Source organism: Bradyrhizobium sp. T-12, assembly GCF_058314695.1.
The window spans coordinates 5,813,316-5,828,013 of sequence record NZ_CM177756.1 but is presented as its reverse complement, the minus strand read 5'-3'; the positions used below and the strand labels follow the sequence as shown (position 1 = coordinate 5,828,013).

Annotated in this window: 12 protein-coding genes and 1 other RNA gene; 9 read left to right on the top strand and 4 right to left on the bottom strand. The window is 65.5% G+C overall.

Going from position 1 to position 14,698, the window contains the following annotated elements; all coding sequences use genetic code 11:
• Positions 1 to 3 precede the first annotated feature (3 nt).
• The 4 genes from AC0WRY_RS27775 (at position 4) to AC0WRY_RS27760 (ending at position 6,615) form a co-directional block, all read left to right on the top strand.
• Positions 4 to 1,587 (top strand): DHA2 family efflux MFS transporter permease subunit, encoded by a 1,584-nt coding sequence (locus AC0WRY_RS27775; RefSeq protein WP_212067694.1) that lies wholly within the window; start codon positions 4 to 6, stop codon positions 1,585 to 1,587.
• A gap of 413 nt (positions 1,588 to 2,000) precedes the next feature.
• Entirely contained in the window at positions 2,001 to 3,800 is a 1,800-nt protein-coding gene (locus AC0WRY_RS27770; protein WP_491121816.1) for an ABC transporter ATP-binding protein, read from the top strand.
• Between the two features lie 68 nt (positions 3,801 to 3,868).
• Positions 3,869 to 5,275 carry an MATE family efflux transporter gene (locus AC0WRY_RS27765; RefSeq protein ID WP_491121814.1) on the top strand — a complete coding sequence of 469 codons (1,407 nt, stop codon included), beginning with the start codon at positions 3,869 to 3,871 and terminating at the stop codon, positions 5,273 to 5,275.
• A gap of 71 nt (positions 5,276 to 5,346) precedes the next feature.
• Positions 5,347 to 6,615 (top strand): O-antigen ligase family protein, encoded by a 1,269-nt coding sequence (locus AC0WRY_RS27760; RefSeq protein ID WP_491121812.1) that lies wholly within the window; start codon positions 5,347 to 5,349, stop codon positions 6,613 to 6,615.
• Here the strand turns inward: AC0WRY_RS27760 and AC0WRY_RS27755 are convergent.
• The gene (locus tag AC0WRY_RS27755; protein ID WP_194403944.1) at positions 6,612 to 7,355 is read right to left on the bottom strand and encodes a sulfite exporter TauE/SafE family protein; all 744 of its coding nucleotides are present in this window, start codon (positions 7,353 to 7,355) and stop codon (positions 6,612 to 6,614) included. The genes AC0WRY_RS27760 and AC0WRY_RS27755 overlap by 4 nt on opposite strands.
• A gap of 218 nt (positions 7,356 to 7,573) precedes the next feature.
• Between AC0WRY_RS27755 and AC0WRY_RS27750 the strand changes: the two genes are divergently transcribed.
• Positions 7,574 to 7,840, top strand: coding sequence for a hypothetical protein (locus AC0WRY_RS27750; protein ID WP_194403943.1), 267 nt, complete (start codon positions 7,574 to 7,576; stop codon positions 7,838 to 7,840).
• Between the two features lie 97 nt (positions 7,841 to 7,937).
• Here the strand turns inward: AC0WRY_RS27750 and AC0WRY_RS27745 are convergent, their stop codons facing one another.
• Entirely contained in the window at positions 7,938 to 9,308 is a 1,371-nt protein-coding gene (locus AC0WRY_RS27745) for an aminotransferase-like domain-containing protein (RefSeq protein ID WP_491121809.1), read from the bottom strand.
• Between the two features lie 49 nt (positions 9,309 to 9,357).
• On the opposite strand from AC0WRY_RS27745, the gene AC0WRY_RS27740 reads away from it, so the two are divergent.
• Positions 9,358 to 9,831, top strand: a complete 474-nt coding sequence (locus AC0WRY_RS27740) for a DUF983 domain-containing protein (protein WP_491121807.1) — start codon at positions 9,358 to 9,360, stop codon at positions 9,829 to 9,831.
• Between the two features lie 182 nt (positions 9,832 to 10,013).
• Here AC0WRY_RS27740 and rnpB read toward each other — a convergent pair.
• Positions 10,014 to 10,439, bottom strand: an RNA gene (gene rnpB, locus AC0WRY_RS27735) — RNase P RNA component class A.
• A gap of 149 nt (positions 10,440 to 10,588) precedes the next feature.
• Here rnpB and AC0WRY_RS27730 point away from each other — a divergent pair.
• Complete coding sequence (locus AC0WRY_RS27730) at positions 10,589 to 10,942, top strand: YciI family protein (RefSeq protein WP_194403940.1); 354 nt, start codon at positions 10,589 to 10,591, stop codon at positions 10,940 to 10,942.
• Between the two features lie 22 nt (positions 10,943 to 10,964).
• Complete coding sequence (locus AC0WRY_RS27725; protein WP_491121805.1) at positions 10,965 to 12,197, top strand: RNA polymerase sigma factor; 1,233 nt, start codon at positions 10,965 to 10,967, stop codon at positions 12,195 to 12,197.
• A gap of 171 nt (positions 12,198 to 12,368) precedes the next feature.
• On the opposite strand, the gene AC0WRY_RS27720 is transcribed toward AC0WRY_RS27725, so the two are convergent.
• Positions 12,369 to 13,151: an N-acetylmuramoyl-L-alanine amidase gene (locus tag AC0WRY_RS27720; protein ID WP_194403938.1), complete on the bottom strand. Its 783-nt coding sequence runs from the start codon at positions 13,149 to 13,151 to the stop codon at positions 12,369 to 12,371.
• A gap of 554 nt (positions 13,152 to 13,705) precedes the next feature.
• Here AC0WRY_RS27720 and rsmH point away from each other — a divergent pair.
• Positions 13,706 to 14,695, top strand: coding sequence for a 16S rRNA (cytosine(1402)-N(4))-methyltransferase RsmH (rsmH, locus tag AC0WRY_RS27715; RefSeq protein WP_491121803.1), 990 nt, complete (start codon positions 13,706 to 13,708; stop codon positions 14,693 to 14,695).
• The last annotated feature ends 3 nt before the right edge of the window (positions 14,696 to 14,698 follow it).

The window sequence follows — 14,698 nt, the reverse complement described above, 5'->3', positions numbered from 1 at the left end:
ACCATGGCCAACGCCACCACCGCTTCACCTGCCATGATGGCGGATCCTGCTTCGGAGCGCATCGCGCCGAAGCGGCTGTTCGCCTTCATCATCATGGTGTTCGGGATGTTCATGTCGATTCTGGACATCCAGATCGTCTCGGCGTCCCTCAGCGAGATCCAGGCCGGACTGTCGGCGAGCTCCAGCGAAGTCTCCTGGGTCCAGACCGCCTATCTGATCGCCGAGGTCATCGCCATTCCGTTGTCGGGATTCCTGTCGCGCGCCTTCGGCACGCGGCTGCTGTTCGCGATCTCGGCGGCCGGCTTCACCGCCTCGAGCCTGCTCTGCGGATTTGCCACCACCATCGAGGAGATGATCCTCTGGCGCGCGCTGCAGGGATTTTTGGGCGCCGGCATGATCCCGACGGTGTTCGCCTCGGCCTATACCGTCTTCCCGCGATCGAAATTCCACATCGTCGGCCCCATCATCGGGCTTGTCGCGACCCTCGCTCCCACGATCGGCCCGACGGTCGGCGGCTACATCACCGACCTGATGTCGTGGAACTGGCTGTTCTTCATCAACGTCGTGCCCGGCATCGGCATCACCGTCGGCGTGTTGGCGCTGGTCGATTTCGACGAGCCGCATTTCGAGCTGCTCGACCGCTTCGACTGGTGGGGCCTGTTGTTCATGGCCGGCTTCCTCGGCGCGCTGGAATACGTGCTGGAGGAGGGGCCGCAATATGAGTGGATGCAGGACACCTCGGTCGCGATCTGCGCGTGGATCTGCGGCATCTCGGCGATCGCCTTCTTCTGGCGCGTCTTCACGGCGGCCGAGCCGATCGTCAATTTGCGGACCTTCTCCAACCGCAATTTCGCGATCGGCTGCCTCTTGCAATTCTGCATCGGTATCGGCCTCTACGGCCTGACCTACATCTATCCGCGCTATCTCGCCGAAGTGCGCGGCTACAGCGCGCTGATGATCGGCGAGACCATGTTCGTCTCCGGCATCACCATGTTCCTGGTCGCGCCGCTGGTCGGCCGCCTCATGGTGAAGTTCGACATGCGCTACATGATCGCATTCGGCCTCGTCGTGTTCGCGATCGGCTCCTACCAGATGACGTGGATCACGCGCGACTACGATTTCTACGAGCTGCTGGTGCCGCAGATCCTGCGCGGCATCGGCATGATGTTCGCAATGGTGCCGACCAACAACATCGCGCTCGGTACGCTCGCGCCGGACAAGGTGAAGAACGCCTCGGGCCTGTTCAACCTGATGCGCAACCTCGGTGGCGCGGTCGGCCTCGCCGTCATCAACACCGTGCTCAACGACCGCACCGATCTGCACATCACGCGCCTGCAGGAGCGCGTGACCTGGGGCAACGCGACCGCGACCGAAACCCTGACCATGTTCATGCAGAAGTTCCAGGGGCTCGGCGATTCCACGCTGATGGCGATGAAGCAGCTCTCGCAGCTCGTGCACCGCCAGGCCGTGGTGATGAGCTTCGGCGACGCCTTCTTCATCCTGACGCTGTTCTATCTCGGCCTCAGCCTGCTGGTGACGCTGCTGAACAAGCCGGCCTCGTTGACCGGCGGCGGCGACGCGCACTGATCGCCATATGGTTGGTGAGCCACACATTCGGTGTCATCCGCCAGGGCAATGCGCTCCGCGCGACCTCCGCACCAAAATGCAACACTCATCCGTGATCTCACGCGAGCCCCGTTGCAAAACGCGGATTGCACATCTATAAAGCGCACCTCATTCAATCGAACCGGGAGGATTTGCATGATTTCGTCGCATTCGCAGATCGTACGCCCGCGCTCGATGATGTCGTCGATGATGTCCTGGCTCGGTATGTGCTCGACCTCCTAGAGGTCCTTTCCGCCAGCTTCGATTGGGTTTTGTGTCCCGATCGCTCCGCTTCCCAAGTCAAAATCAATCTTAGGTGACGCCGCCTCGGCCCTCGCGGCCGGTTTGCGTCCATCGATGGAGCCGGCCTGCCCCAGAGGCGGCTGGATGATGTCATGACCTCTCTGTCCAAGAAACCCGCCGCAATTCGCGTGGTGCTGCCCTTCGTATTTCGGCACTGGCTGAAGCAGCCGGCGCGCACGCTCGTCATCGTCGTCGGCCTGTTGGGGGCGACCGCCGCCGACCTGTTCATGCCGGTGTTCTCCGGACACCTGATCGATGCGCTGACGCGCGGCCCGTCCGATCTGGAGGCGCGCCACGCGGCGCTGGTGGCCTTCGGCGCGATCGTGGCGCTGGGCGCGGCCTCGATGATGCTGCGGCTCATCGGCCTTCAGGCCATCGTACCGTTCACGCTGAAGATCATGTCCGACCTGGCGCAGGATGCTTTCCTGCGCGTGCAGCGCTTCTCGACCGACTGGCACGCCAATTCCTTCGCCGGTTCCACGGTGCGCAAGGTCACCCGCGGCATGTGGGCGGTCGATCTGTTGAACGACACCATCCTGCTGGCCCTGCTGCCCTCGCTGGTGGTGCTGATCGGATCGATGATCCTGCTCGGCGTGCACTGGGCTTCGCTCGGCGCGGTGATTGCGCTCGGCGCGCTTGTCTATGTCACGATGACGGTGCTGTTCTCGACCCGCTACATCGCGCCGGCCGCGCGTGTCTCCAATGCCTGGGACACCAAGGTCGGCGGCACGCTGGCGGATGCGTTGACCTGCAATGCGGTGGTGAAATCCTTCGGCGCCGAGCTGCGCGAAGACGCACGGCTCGCCCGCGTCATCAACCGCTGGCGCGTGCGGGTGCGGCGGACCTGGTATCGCTACAACTACACCGCCATGGCGCAGCTCTCGCTGTTGCTGTGCCTGCGGGGGTCCGTGATCGGCGGTTCGGTGCTGCTGTGGATGTCCGGGCATGCCTCGCCCGGCGACGTCACCTATGTGCTCACCAGCTACTACGTCATCCACGCCTATTTGCGCGACGTCGGCATGCACATCAATAACCTCCAGCGCTCGGTCAACGACATGGAAGAGCTGGTGGCGATCCACGACGAGCCGATCGGAATTTCGGATGCCAGGGACGCGCGGCCGATCGCGATCGAGGGCGGCGAGATCGTGTTCGACGACGTCACGTTCCACTATGGCGGTCATCGCACGCCGCTGTACGACGGGCTCTCGGTGACGATCCGGGCCGGCGAACGCGTGGGCCTCGTCGGACGCTCCGGCTCCGGCAAGACCACCTTCGTCAAGCTGGTGCAGCGGCTCTACGACGTGAGCGGCGGCCGCGTGCTGATCGACGGGCAGGACATCGCGCTCGCCACGCAGCAATCGTTGCGCAGCCAGATCGCGATCGTGCAGCAGGACCCGATCCTGTTTCACCGCTCGCTCGCCGAGAACATCGCCTACGGCCGGCCAGGTGCCAGCCTCGAGGCGATCGAGCAGGCGGCGCGGCTGGCGAACGCGCACGACTTCATCCTGCGTCTGCCGAAGGGCTACGGCACGCTGGTCGGCGAGCGCGGCGTGAAACTGTCGGGCGGCGAGCGGCAACGCGTGGCGCTGGCGCGTGCGTTCCTGGCGGATGCACCGGTGCTGATCCTGGACGAGGCGACCTCGAGCCTGGATTCGGAATCGGAGGCGCTGATCCAGCAGGCGATGGAGCGGTTGATGAAGGGCCGCACCTCGATCGTGATTGCGCACCGGCTGTCGACGGTGCGGAGCCTCGATCGAATCCTGGTGTTCGACCGCGGCGAGATCGTCGAGCAGGGCACGCATGCTCTGCTGGCGGGCAAGCCGGGCGGCATCTATCGCGGCCTGTTCGAGCGGCAGGTGGTTGAGCTCGGGCATATCGCGGCAGCGGAATGAGGCGTGCGGCAGCGGGGTGAAACGTCCCGCTGCCGCGGCGCCAGGGACTACGTCAAGGACCGAATGACATGAAAGACCTGACGAACGGCTCCATCGTGAGACACATCCTGGTCATGGCGCCGCCGATCATGGTCGGCATGGTCACGATCATGATCTGCCAGCTGGTCGATCTCTATTTCGTGTCGGGCCTGGGTGATGCGGCCGTCGCCGGCGTTGCCGCGGCCGGCAACGCCGGCTTCCTCGTCAACGGGCTGATGCAGGTGCTTGGCGTCGGCGCGGTGGCACTGATCGCGCATGCAGTGGGACGCAAGGACCGGACGGATGCGAACCTGATCTTCAATCAGGCGATGATGCTGTCGGTGCTGTTCGGACTATCGACCCTGGTTGCGGGTGCCGCGCTGTCACGCGTCTATATGCATGCGATTGCCGCGGACCAGGCCACGATCGAGGCGGGGACCACTTACCTGCTGTGGTTCATGCCGGCGCTCGCGCTGCAGTTCGCGACGCAGGTGATGGGATCGGCGTTGCGTGCGACCGGTATCGTTCGTCCCGTTATGCTGGTGCAGACGTTCGCCGTAGCCATCAATATCGTCCTGGCGCCGGTTCTGATCACGGGCTGGGGCACCGGCCATGCGCTCGGGGTGGCCGGTGCGGGTCTGGCGAGCTCGATCGCGGTCGCCATCGGCGCGCTGATGCTGCTGGCCTATTTCCGCAAGGTCGAGCGCTACGTCGCGTTCAACGTAGCGCAGTGGCGTCCGCAACCGCGCCATCTGAAGCGCATTCTCAATGTCGGCCTGCCCGCCGGCGGCGAGTTCGCGATGATGTTCATCTTCATGGCGGTGGTCTATTACGTGCTGCGCGATTTCGGCGCGGCGGCGCAGGCCGGCTTCGGCATCGGGCAGCGCGTGCTCGGCCTGATCAACATGCCTGCGCTCGCGGTCGGGCTGGCGGCCGGGCCGATCGCCGGCCAGAACGTGGGTGCTGCCAACGCCGCGCGCGTGCGGGAAACCTTCGTCAAGGCGGCCTTGATCGTCACGACCGTGATGGCCGGCTTCATGATCCTTGCCCAGGTGAAGCCGGAGCTGCTGCTCGGCGGATTCTCGAACGACCGCGAGACCATGGAGATCGCCTATCTGTTTCTGCGGATCATCTCGCTCAACATGATCGCGCAGGGGCTGATCTTCACCTGCTCGAGCATGTTCCAGGCCCTCGGCAACACCAAGCCGGTGCTTTTGACCTCGGCGTCGCGCGTGTTCACCTACTCGCTGCCGGCGATCTGGCTCTCGACACGCCCGGGCTTTCGCATGGAGTACGTCTGGTACCTCTCGGTCGCGGCGACGATGTTGCAGGCGGGCTTGAGCCTGTGGCTGCTGCACCGCGAGCTCGCAAAGCGCTTGGCGCCGGCGCCGCAGGAGAAGGCTCCAGGGCCGGAGAGCCCCGAAGCCATTGCGCCTCTCGCCCGCGAGCCTGCGTAACGCGGCTTGTTCCATCCCGGCTGCTCCGGCTAATTTGCCGGACGGCGGGATGGCGGGCTGCAGACGGGCCAATGACCGGAGCGACCAACGAGCAGCGGCGGGTGTCATGGCTCGCCGCGATCTGGGCGGCGCGCTACCGCACGCCGGCACGCTTCGTCGCGCTGATCGCGCTGCTGCTGCCGTGGACCACGACCGGGCTGACCTTCGCGCTGATACCCTGGCTGATCGCGTTCGCGTTCCTCGATCTCCGCGCATTTCCGCGTTCGCTGCTTCGCCCGATCTGCCTGCTGCCGATCGCGCTGGTCGCGCTCGGCGGCTTGGGCATGCTCTGGTCGGATGCGCCATGGCCGGAGCGAATCCACGCCCTCGGACCGGCCGCGAAGCTGCTGGTCATCCCGCTTCTGATCTACCAGTTCGAGCGCTGGCCCTATGGCGGCTGGGTGTTTGCCGCGTTCCTGGCGTCCTGCACCGCCTTGATGCTCTATTCATTTGCCGTCGCCATCGACCCCGCGCTCTCGCTGAAGCTCTATCTGTCGCGTGGGCCCTACAAGGTCGAAAGCGGGATCGCGGTGCGCAACTACATCGACCAGAGCCAGGAATTCGCGCTCTGCGCGCTCGCGCTGGTCTATCCGGTCGTGTCGCTGCAAGGTCGCTCACGCAACGCGGCGTTGTTCGCAGGCCTCGCGGCCGGATTCCTCGCCAACATGATCTTCGTGGTGGTCTCGCGCACGGCGCTCGTGACGCTGCCGATCCTGGTTCTGCTCTTCGCGCTGCTGCATCTGCGCCTGCGCACGGCGCTGCTTGCCGCCGGCGCGATGGGACTGCTGGCCGTGCTGCTCTTTGTCGCGTCACCGCATCTGCGCATGACGGTTGCGAAGTTCCAGGCCGACTATGAGATGAGCGTGCAGGACAGTCAGGTCAGCGGCATGGGCTCGCGTCTGGAATATTGGCGGAAGTCCCTTGGCTTCATCGCCGATGCGCCGCTGATCGGCCATGGCACCGGATCGATCCGCGGCCTGTTCACAAGCGTGGCTGTCGATGCGGAGATGGATCCGCTGCGCGGGGAGATCGTCAGCAATCCGCACAACCAGACCCTCAGTGCGGCCGTGCAATGGGGTGTCGTTGGTGTGCTGATCCTCTACGCACTTTGGTTTGCGCATCTCGCGCTGTTTCGCGGCGAGGGGCTCGCGTCCTGGATCGGCCTGCTGGTCGTGGTGCAGAACATGCTGACCTCGCTGTTCAACACCCATTTGTTCGACTTCACAGCGGGCTGGATCTACGTGCTCGGCGTCGGTGTCGCCGGCGGCATGGCGCTCGCAGCGAAGCGAAGGCAGAGCTAAAGCGCGCCGAGACTATTCCAGACGAGAGTGAGGCCCGACAGGAACAACAGGCCGAGCACGACATCGCCAAAATGCTTGTCGTTGAGGGCGTGATAGACGCGCGCGCCGGCCCAGGCGCCGATCAAGGTGCAGGGAAAGGCGACCAGTGCGAGCCAGACCACTTTGAGTTCGACGAGACCCGATGCGGCTTGCAGCACCAGCGCGGTGGCCAGCACCGTGAAATTGAATAGCTGGAAGATGCCGCGGCGCTCGTGCTTGTTCCAGCCGCGGATGTTGGCCCACAGGATCGGTAGCGGCCCTGACAAGCCGGCGAGGCCGCCAAGAATGCCGCCGGCAAAGCCGACCGCACCGTCGGCGATGCGGCCGCCGAACGTGACGGCGAGCGGCCTCTTGTTCAGATAGAGCGCCGTCGAGAAGATCAGAATCAGAACGCCGACGCTCAGCTTGAACACTTTGGGATCGGCCGAGGCGATCAGCATGGTCCCCAGCGGCACGCCGATCAGCCCTCCGATCAGGAAGGGCCAGACCAGCGAGAGATCGAAGCTCTTCCACATCGAGGGCAAGGTCGAGGTCTGCGCGATCACAGAGCAGATCAGCACCAGGGGCACCGCGAGCGAGGGCGGCAGCACGTAGAGCCAGATGCCGAGCGCCATCAACGCCGTGCCGAACCCTGCCAGCCCCGAAACGAAGCCCCCGGCCAGCGCGCCGAACAGCAGCAGGACATAGGTGAGCGTTTCCAACGGATTGTCCTCTTTGCGGCGGCGATCCCGAACAGTTGATCGCTCCGGCTCGCATAGCACGCTTGCCGCCGTGCAGGTCAATCCATGCTGCACGCAGGCGTGATCTGCGGCATCGGGCATTCGCGGAAGACGCGCCTACATGACGGTCGTACTTCAATTCGGGCCGCTATCTGGCGTGATCATCGGCTCGGCCCCGAACGCGATGATGGAGAATGACCATGACCCGCACCAAGATTGCCATTGCGGCAGCGCTAGTGTCGGCGACGGCGTTGATGCCGACAATGGCCCAGGCGCAGTTGTCCGAGCCTGCGGCCTATCAGGCCGCGCATCCCGACCGCGACGTGCTGAATGGCGGCCAGCTCACACCTGCCGCACGTGCGGCTCTTGGCCGGCAGGGAGCGCCCAATGATGCTTACGCGTCGCAGGCCTATCCGTCGCCCGCGGTGCCGGCCGTGCGCTCCGGCCATCGCCGTCATCGTCGATGAGCAAAAGCGCGATGAGGATGAATCGTCATCGCGCTTTAGGTTGTTGTTTGAGCATGCTCTTCTCGGAAAACCGCTGCGCACTTTTCCGGATCATGCTTTAGACGATCTGCCTGATGTCGGCGGGCTTGTGCAGCGCGCCGATCAGAATGCGCAGCGCTTCCGTCAATTCAGATCTGTTCCGGGCCGCCCCGAGCGAGACGCGCGCCGCATGCGGCGGTGTCCCGTCGACGGTGAAAGCATCGCCGGCGACCACCGCAAGTCCGTTCCGCAAGAGATGTGCGGCGACGTCGGGCCGGCCCTCGGGCAGTCGCAGCCACAGATGATGCGCGGCGGGCTTGGCCTGGAATTGGAAGCCCTTCAACGTGCGTTGCGCGAGCTGCTGACGGCCGACCGCTTCGCTGCGGATGGCGGCGATGATGCGATCCGCAATGCCGCTCTCGATCCAATGCGTCACCAATGCGACCATCAGCGGCGCCGGCATCTGCACGGTCGCCTGCAGGGCTGTGCGCATCTGCCGCTGCGTGTCGCCGTCCGGCGTCACCAGATAGGCAACGCGCAGCGCCGGCGCGATGCATTTCGACAGCGTGGTCGCAAGATACGTCCGTTCCGGAATGAGGCTCGCGATCGGCGAGGCCGAGCGGTCGAGCAGGCCGTAGGCGTCGTCCTCGATCAGGATCGTGTCGGCGTCGCGGATGATCTTTGCGATGGCGCGGCGCCGCTCCGGGGAAAGCGTCGCGGTGGTGGGATTGTGCAGCGTCGGAATGAGATAGACGGCCTTGGGCCGGTGCGCGCGGCAGGCCTTCGCCAGCGCATCTGGCAGGATGCCGCAATCATCCATGGCGACGCCGACGAGCTTGACGCCGAGCTGCACGGCCGCGGCCTTGATGCCGGGAAATGTCAGCGCCTCCGTCAGCACGATGTCGCCGGGCCGCGCAAGCTGTGCAAGCAGGTTGAACAGGATCGTCTGCGCGCCGGGAAAGATCACGAGCCTGTCGGCCTGTGCGTGCGGCACCCGTGAACGCATCCAGCGCGCGGCGACCTCGCGCTCATGCGCGCTGCCGCCGGGCGGCTGGTAGTTGAGATAGGCCGTCAGGCCCGATTGCGCGCGGATGAAATCCATCCCGGCGATGATGCGCTCGTCGAGCTGCGCCTCCAGCGGATGCGGCGGCACGTTCATCGACAGATCGATCGCGACGGGATGCGGCAGGTCGACCGCGCGGCGCGCGCTGGTCTCAGACACGAACGAGCCCTGTCCGACCCGCGCCTCCATGATGCCGCGTCGCCGCGCTTCGGTATAGGCGCGCGTCACCGTGGTGAGGTCAATGCCGAGCGTCTTTGCCAGCGCGCGCTGCGTCGGCAATTGCTGGCCGCGCACCAGCCGGCCAGCGGCGATGTCGGCTTCCATGGCGTCGACGATGCGCTGGTAGCGCGGCCCTGAGAGCTCCGAGATTGTAGGAGTCCAATCCATGCAATTAAGGCCCATATCCTTTGAATGTATGGAGGCAAGATAATATTGTATGGATCGTTGGAAAGGAAGAAGAGGTGTGGTCATGTCTGTCTCTCTGGCGAAGGTCTCTCTGGCAAAGGCGATGTGGCGTGGCTTTCGCGGCAGGTGCCCGAACTGTGGCGAGGGCCATCTGTTCGGCCGCTTCCTGAAGGTCGCCCACGAGTGCGATCATTGCGGAGAGGAGCTGTTCCACCAGCGCGCCGACGACTTCCCGGCCTATCTCGTGATGGTCGTGGTCGGCCATCTCGTGGTGCCGGCGATCCTCGCGGTCGAGACCGCCTATGCGCCGCCGGAGTGGCTCCAGCTCGCGGTGTGGCTGCCGGTGACGCTGTTCGCCTCGCTCGCATTGCTGCAGCCGACCAAGGGCGCCATCGTCGCTCTGCAATGGCAGCTCGGCATGCACGGATTCGAGGCGAGCAAGCTCCGGCGCGAAGCCGACGAGCTTGCGCCGGTGCTGGTGAAGGCGGACGCGCGCGCGGCGTAGTTCTCGCTGTCATTCCGGGGCTCGCGAAGCGGGACCCTGGAATCCATTCCTCGACTAACATTGCGGCCCGATGGATTCCGGGCTCGTGCTGCGCACGCCCCGGAATGACAGCGGTCGAATGGCTGCGCGTCAGCCCAAATGGTGAGGGGCCCGGCGCAGTCACGCCGAACCCCTCGTTGCAAGATATCAGCCGGCCTGTAAGCCGGGTTCTGTAAGGCACCGCCCGCTTGCGCGAACGATACGTGACGGCCATTCCTCTGGGACCATGTTTGCACACGGCCTCGAGCAACCTACCCGGACGGCGGGCCTGACATCGCCCCGCGGCGTTATCGCTTGCGCGAACAGCCCGCTACGCCGTCCCTATTCGGTTTTGCTCCCGGTGGGGTTTGCCATGCCGGCTCCGTTGCCGCAGCCGCGGTGCGCTCTTACCGCACCTTTTCACCCTTACCCCGCGAAGCCAAAGGCGAAGCGGGGCGGTTCGTTCTCTGTGGCACTTTCCCTGGGGTCGCCCCCGCCGGACGTTATCCGGCACCGCATGTCAAGGGAGCCCGGACTTTCCTCCCCGGCGGCCTTTCGACCCTTGCCGGAGCGGCCGTCCGGCCGACTGACCGGTAACGCATGGGGCATTTGCGATGGTTCCGTCAAGCCGGTATCGCCGCGCACGCGGCCTGCAAATAATTTATCCTGAAGATGTCGTCTGGAGTGGGCCCCGTTCGACTGGATGTCGGCGATCCAGCCGTGCAACAGGAGTTAAGAGATGCAGTATTTGCTGATGATCTACCAGAACGAAGCCGAGTACGCGAACATGCGTCCGGCGGCCGGCCAGCAGATGACGGCGGAATATCAGACCTTCACCCAGTCCATCATTCAGAGCGGCAATTTCAAGGCCGGCGACCGGCTCCAGCCGACCACGACCGCAACCACTGTGCGCGTGCGCGACGGCAAGGTGCTGACGACCGACGGTCCGTTCGCGGAAACGCGCGAGCAGCTCGGTGGCTATTATCTGATCGAGGCCAGGGATCTCGACGCTGCGATCGAGATCGCGGCGCGCATTCCGAGCGCGCGCATCGGCTCGATCGAGGTGCGGCCGATCTGGGTCTACGACAAGTGACGACTAGCCTGCGCGTCGGCGCATGACACCGTCCGAGATCGACAAAGTATTTCGCGACGAGGCGGGGCGGGCGCTGGCCACGCTGATCCGTCTCGTCGGCGATTTCGATCTTGCAGAGGATGCGTTGCAGGATGCCTTTGCGGTCGCGCTGGAGCGCTGGCCGGCGTGCAATATCCCGGACAATCCGCGCGCCTGGCTGGTCAACGTCGCCAAGCACAAGGCGATCGACCGGGTCCGCCGCCAGATTGCCTTCCGCGGCAAGCAGCAGGCGATCGTGCACGAGCTCGAGCTGAACGCGCAGGCGCCCGAGGAACTGCCGGCAATGCTCGACGACGACATGCTGCGGCTGATCTTCACGTGTTGCCATCCGGCGTTCGCGGCCGAAGTCCAGGTCGCGCTGACGCTGCGCACCGTCTGCGGGCTCTCGACCGCGCAGGTCGCGCGCGCCTTCCTTGTCGGCGAGGAGGCAATGGCGCAACGGCTGGTCCGCGCCAAGCAGAAGATCAGGCTCGCCGGCATCCCCTATGAGGTGCCCGAGCGCGACGCGCTGGCGCCGCGGCTCGATGGCGTGCTCGCCGTGATCTATCTGGTCTTCACGGAAGGTTATGTCGCGACCGAGGGCGCGGATCTGATGCGGCCCGATCTTGCGGCCGAGGCGATCCGGCTCGGCCGCTTGCTCGACCGGCTGATGCCGGATCGCGCCGGCATCAAGGGCCTGCTCGCCCTGATGCTGCTGCACGATGCGCGCCGCGCCGGGCGCGCGACGACGGCCGGCGATATCGTGCTGCTGGAAGAGCAGGACCGCATGTTGTGGGACCGCGCGCAGATCGAGCAGGGCCTGCGCCTGGTCGACGACGCGCTGCGTATCCCCGGCCGGCCGCAAGCCTATGCCGTGCAGGCCGCGATCGCCGCGCTGCATGCGCGTGCGCCCAGCTTCGGGCAGACCGACTGGCCGCAGATCGCCGGGCTTTACGAGGTGTTGCTGCGCATCGGTCCGTCTCCCGTGATCGAGCTCAACCACGCTGCCGCCGTGTCGATGGTCGATGGACCGGCCCGCGCGCTCGATCTCGTCGACGCGCTCAGTGCGCGCGGCGACCTGCGCGGCTATGAGCTGCTACCTGCAGTGCGCGCGGATTTGTTGCGAAGGTTGGGTCGCAAGGACGAGGCGCGCGAGGCGTATCGTGCGGCGGCGGAGGCAACGCAGCTGGAGCCGCTGCGGCGGCTATATGCGCGACGGGTGAGGGAGATGGGGTAGGGCTCTCGTGCCCCGGACGCAGCGCAGCGTCACTTCGACGATGCGCTGCAGAGCCGGGGCCCATTTCTCCGGAGCGAGCTCGCGTCGCCAACCGGGTCCCGGCTCTGCGCAGCAGCGCTAGAGCGCTGCAGCGCGTCCGGGACACGAGAGTGAACTATGTGGCCGTCGCCGTCATTTCGACGCGACCGGCGTCCCCTCTGCCGGCAGGCTCGCCAGCAGCGCTTGCAAGGTCGACAGCGTCGAATGGTCCGCGACGCCGTCGAGCCGCGCCGGGCGAAAATGGCGCTGGAAGGCCGTGACGACCTCCATGGTCGCGGCGTCGTATTTGCCTGATAGCGGCACGCCGTAGCCGTATCTGGCGAGCGCCTGCTGCAGGCTCAGCACCTCGTCGCTGATGGTGCCGAGCATCAGGGTCTCGCCGCGCACGACAGGAGCGGGCGTGACCCAATGGCCGACGCCGGAATTGGCCAGCGAGTGCCACGGAAACTTCTCGCCGGGGTCCTTCTTGCGCGCGGGCGCGACGTCGGAATGGCCGAGCACCCGGTGGGCCGGCACCTTGCGGCGAAGCATGATGCCGCGGCACAGCGCGATCACGGCGGCGATCTGGCGCAGCGGATATTCCGGATAGCCCCAGTCATGGCCGCGATTGATGATCTCGATGCCGATCGAGCAGGAATTGATGTCGTCTTCGCCGGCCCACGAGGAAACGCCGGCGTGCCAGGCGCGCTTGGTTTCGGACACGCATTGCACGATGCGGCCATCCTCCAGCACGACGTAATGCGCCGATACTTCCGTTCCGGCCGTGCACAGCCGCGCCAGCGCGCCCTCGACGTCGGGCATGCCGGTGTAGTGCAGCACGATCATGTCGGGCTGCCGGCCTTTGTTGCGCTCGCCGAAGTTCGGCGAGGGGATGATGTCGGAGACGATCGAGGAGTCCGGCTCGAACGTCCGCATGTTCGCCGCGGCCTTGGGAACCGGGAGAACGCGTTGACGCTTCGAATCAGATCCAGACGGCGTGGACGAACCGGACGGCGGCATAGACAACTCAGGTCGGACGAGAATGGGCAAGCCCTTCTCTTTACTATTCCTTTACCCTCCACCGCACGCAATCGTGCGGCGCGGTTAACGGATGCATTTTGGCGCATGTGTGTGGATGAAGCATCACCACGCCATCAGCTTTTCGACTTGTAGGCAGCCGAGCAACGCTTTCTTAACGCTAAGGGCCGTTACTGAGGGATGAAGAGCCGACCCGCGTCCGGAGGCGGCCAAAGCGTATTTTGGCTCGAAATCCCATGGCTGCCCGACAAATTCCACTGGCAACACTGGGTTTGCTGCCCGGGACGACCGGGCTCGGTAACCATGCCGGACGCGAGCTTTGTCGTGGAACCGCCGCGGCGCGGAATGATTCGAGGCGTTATGGGCTTGTCCGTCCCCGATCTCGCTTGGACGTCAGGCAAGGCCTTCGGCGGGCTTTGGGTCACAAGGCTTTGGATCACCAGGCTTGGCGCATGAGCTCCGCTCCCCACATTCCCGTGCTCGGCCGCGAGGCCATCGATCATCTCGCGCCGCGTGCGGGCGGGATCTATGTCGATGCCACCTTCGGCGCGGGCGGCTATAGCCGCGCCATCCTCGACGTGCCTGGAACCCGCCTGATCGCGATCGACCGCGATCGAACTGCCATTGCCGGCGGCGCCGAACTGGTCGAACGTTCCGACGGCCGGCTGACGCTGGTCGAGGACCGCTTCTCCAATCTCGCCGATGTCTGCGCGGCCCAGGGCATCGACGCCGTGGATGGCGTCGTGATGGATGTCGGGGTGTCCTCGATGCAGCTCGACCAGGCCGGTCGCGGCTTCTCGTTCCGCCTCGACGGTCCGCTCGACATGCGGATGGGGCAGGTTGGGCCGACCGCGGCCGACGTGGTCGCGCATGCCTCCGAAGGCGATCTTGCCGACATCATCTATCTGTTCGGCGAGGAGCGGCAGTCGCGCCGCATCGCCCGCGCCATCGTCGCCGACCGGCAGGAGACGCCGTTCACGACCACGCGTGCGCTCGCCGATCTCATCGGCAGGATCGTGCGCTCCAAGCCCGGCGACATCCATCCGGCGACGCGGACGTTTCAGGCCTTGCGCATCTTCGTCAACGAGGAGCTCGAGGAGCTTCAGACCGCGCTCGCCGCCGCCGAGCGCGTGCTCAAGCCCGGTGGCCGCCTCGTCGTGGTCTCGTTCCATTCGCTGGAAGACCGCATCGTCAAGAATTTCTTCGCCGCGCGTTCGAAGACCGGCGGCGGCTCGCGGCATCTGCCGGAAGTCGCGCAGGTTCCGCCGAGCTTCCAGTTGTTGACGCGGCGGCCTGTGGTCGCCGGTGACGACGAAGTCGCGCATAATCCGCGGGCGCGTTCCGCAAAACTGCGCGCAGCCGAGCGCACCTCCGCGCCGGCGCATCATAATGACGAGCCATCGTCCTGGCCGAAACTCTCCGACGTGATGAGGGGCGGCTAGCGC

Excerpts from the sequence above, each read along its gene's own strand:
- AC0WRY_RS27775 (WP_212067694.1), top strand. The coding sequence starts at position 4 with ATGGCCAACGCCACCACCGCTTCACCTGCCATGATGGCGGATCCTGCT.
- AC0WRY_RS27770 (WP_491121816.1), top strand. The coding sequence starts at position 2,001 with ATGACCTCTCTGTCCAAGAAACCCGCCGCAATTCGCGTGGTGCTGCCC.
- AC0WRY_RS27765 (WP_491121814.1), top strand. The coding sequence starts at position 3,869 with ATGAAAGACCTGACGAACGGCTCCATCGTGAGACACATCCTGGTCATG.
- AC0WRY_RS27760 (WP_491121812.1), top strand. The coding sequence starts at position 5,347 with ATGACCGGAGCGACCAACGAGCAGCGGCGGGTGTCATGGCTCGCCGCG.
- AC0WRY_RS27750 (WP_194403943.1), top strand. The coding sequence starts at position 7,574 with ATGACCCGCACCAAGATTGCCATTGCGGCAGCGCTAGTGTCGGCGACG.
- AC0WRY_RS27745 (WP_491121809.1), bottom strand. The coding sequence starts at position 9,308 with ATGGATTGGACTCCTACAATCTCGGAGCTCTCAGGGCCGCGCTACCAG.
- AC0WRY_RS27740 (WP_491121807.1), top strand. The coding sequence starts at position 9,358 with ATGGATCGTTGGAAAGGAAGAAGAGGTGTGGTCATGTCTGTCTCTCTG.
- AC0WRY_RS27730 (WP_194403940.1), top strand. The coding sequence starts at position 10,589 with ATGCAGTATTTGCTGATGATCTACCAGAACGAAGCCGAGTACGCGAAC.
- AC0WRY_RS27725 (WP_491121805.1), top strand. The coding sequence starts at position 10,965 with ATGACACCGTCCGAGATCGACAAAGTATTTCGCGACGAGGCGGGGCGG.
- AC0WRY_RS27720 (WP_194403938.1), bottom strand. The coding sequence starts at position 13,151 with ATGCGGACGTTCGAGCCGGACTCCTCGATCGTCTCCGACATCATCCCC.
- rsmH (WP_491121803.1), top strand. The coding sequence starts at position 13,706 with ATGAGCTCCGCTCCCCACATTCCCGTGCTCGGCCGCGAGGCCATCGAT.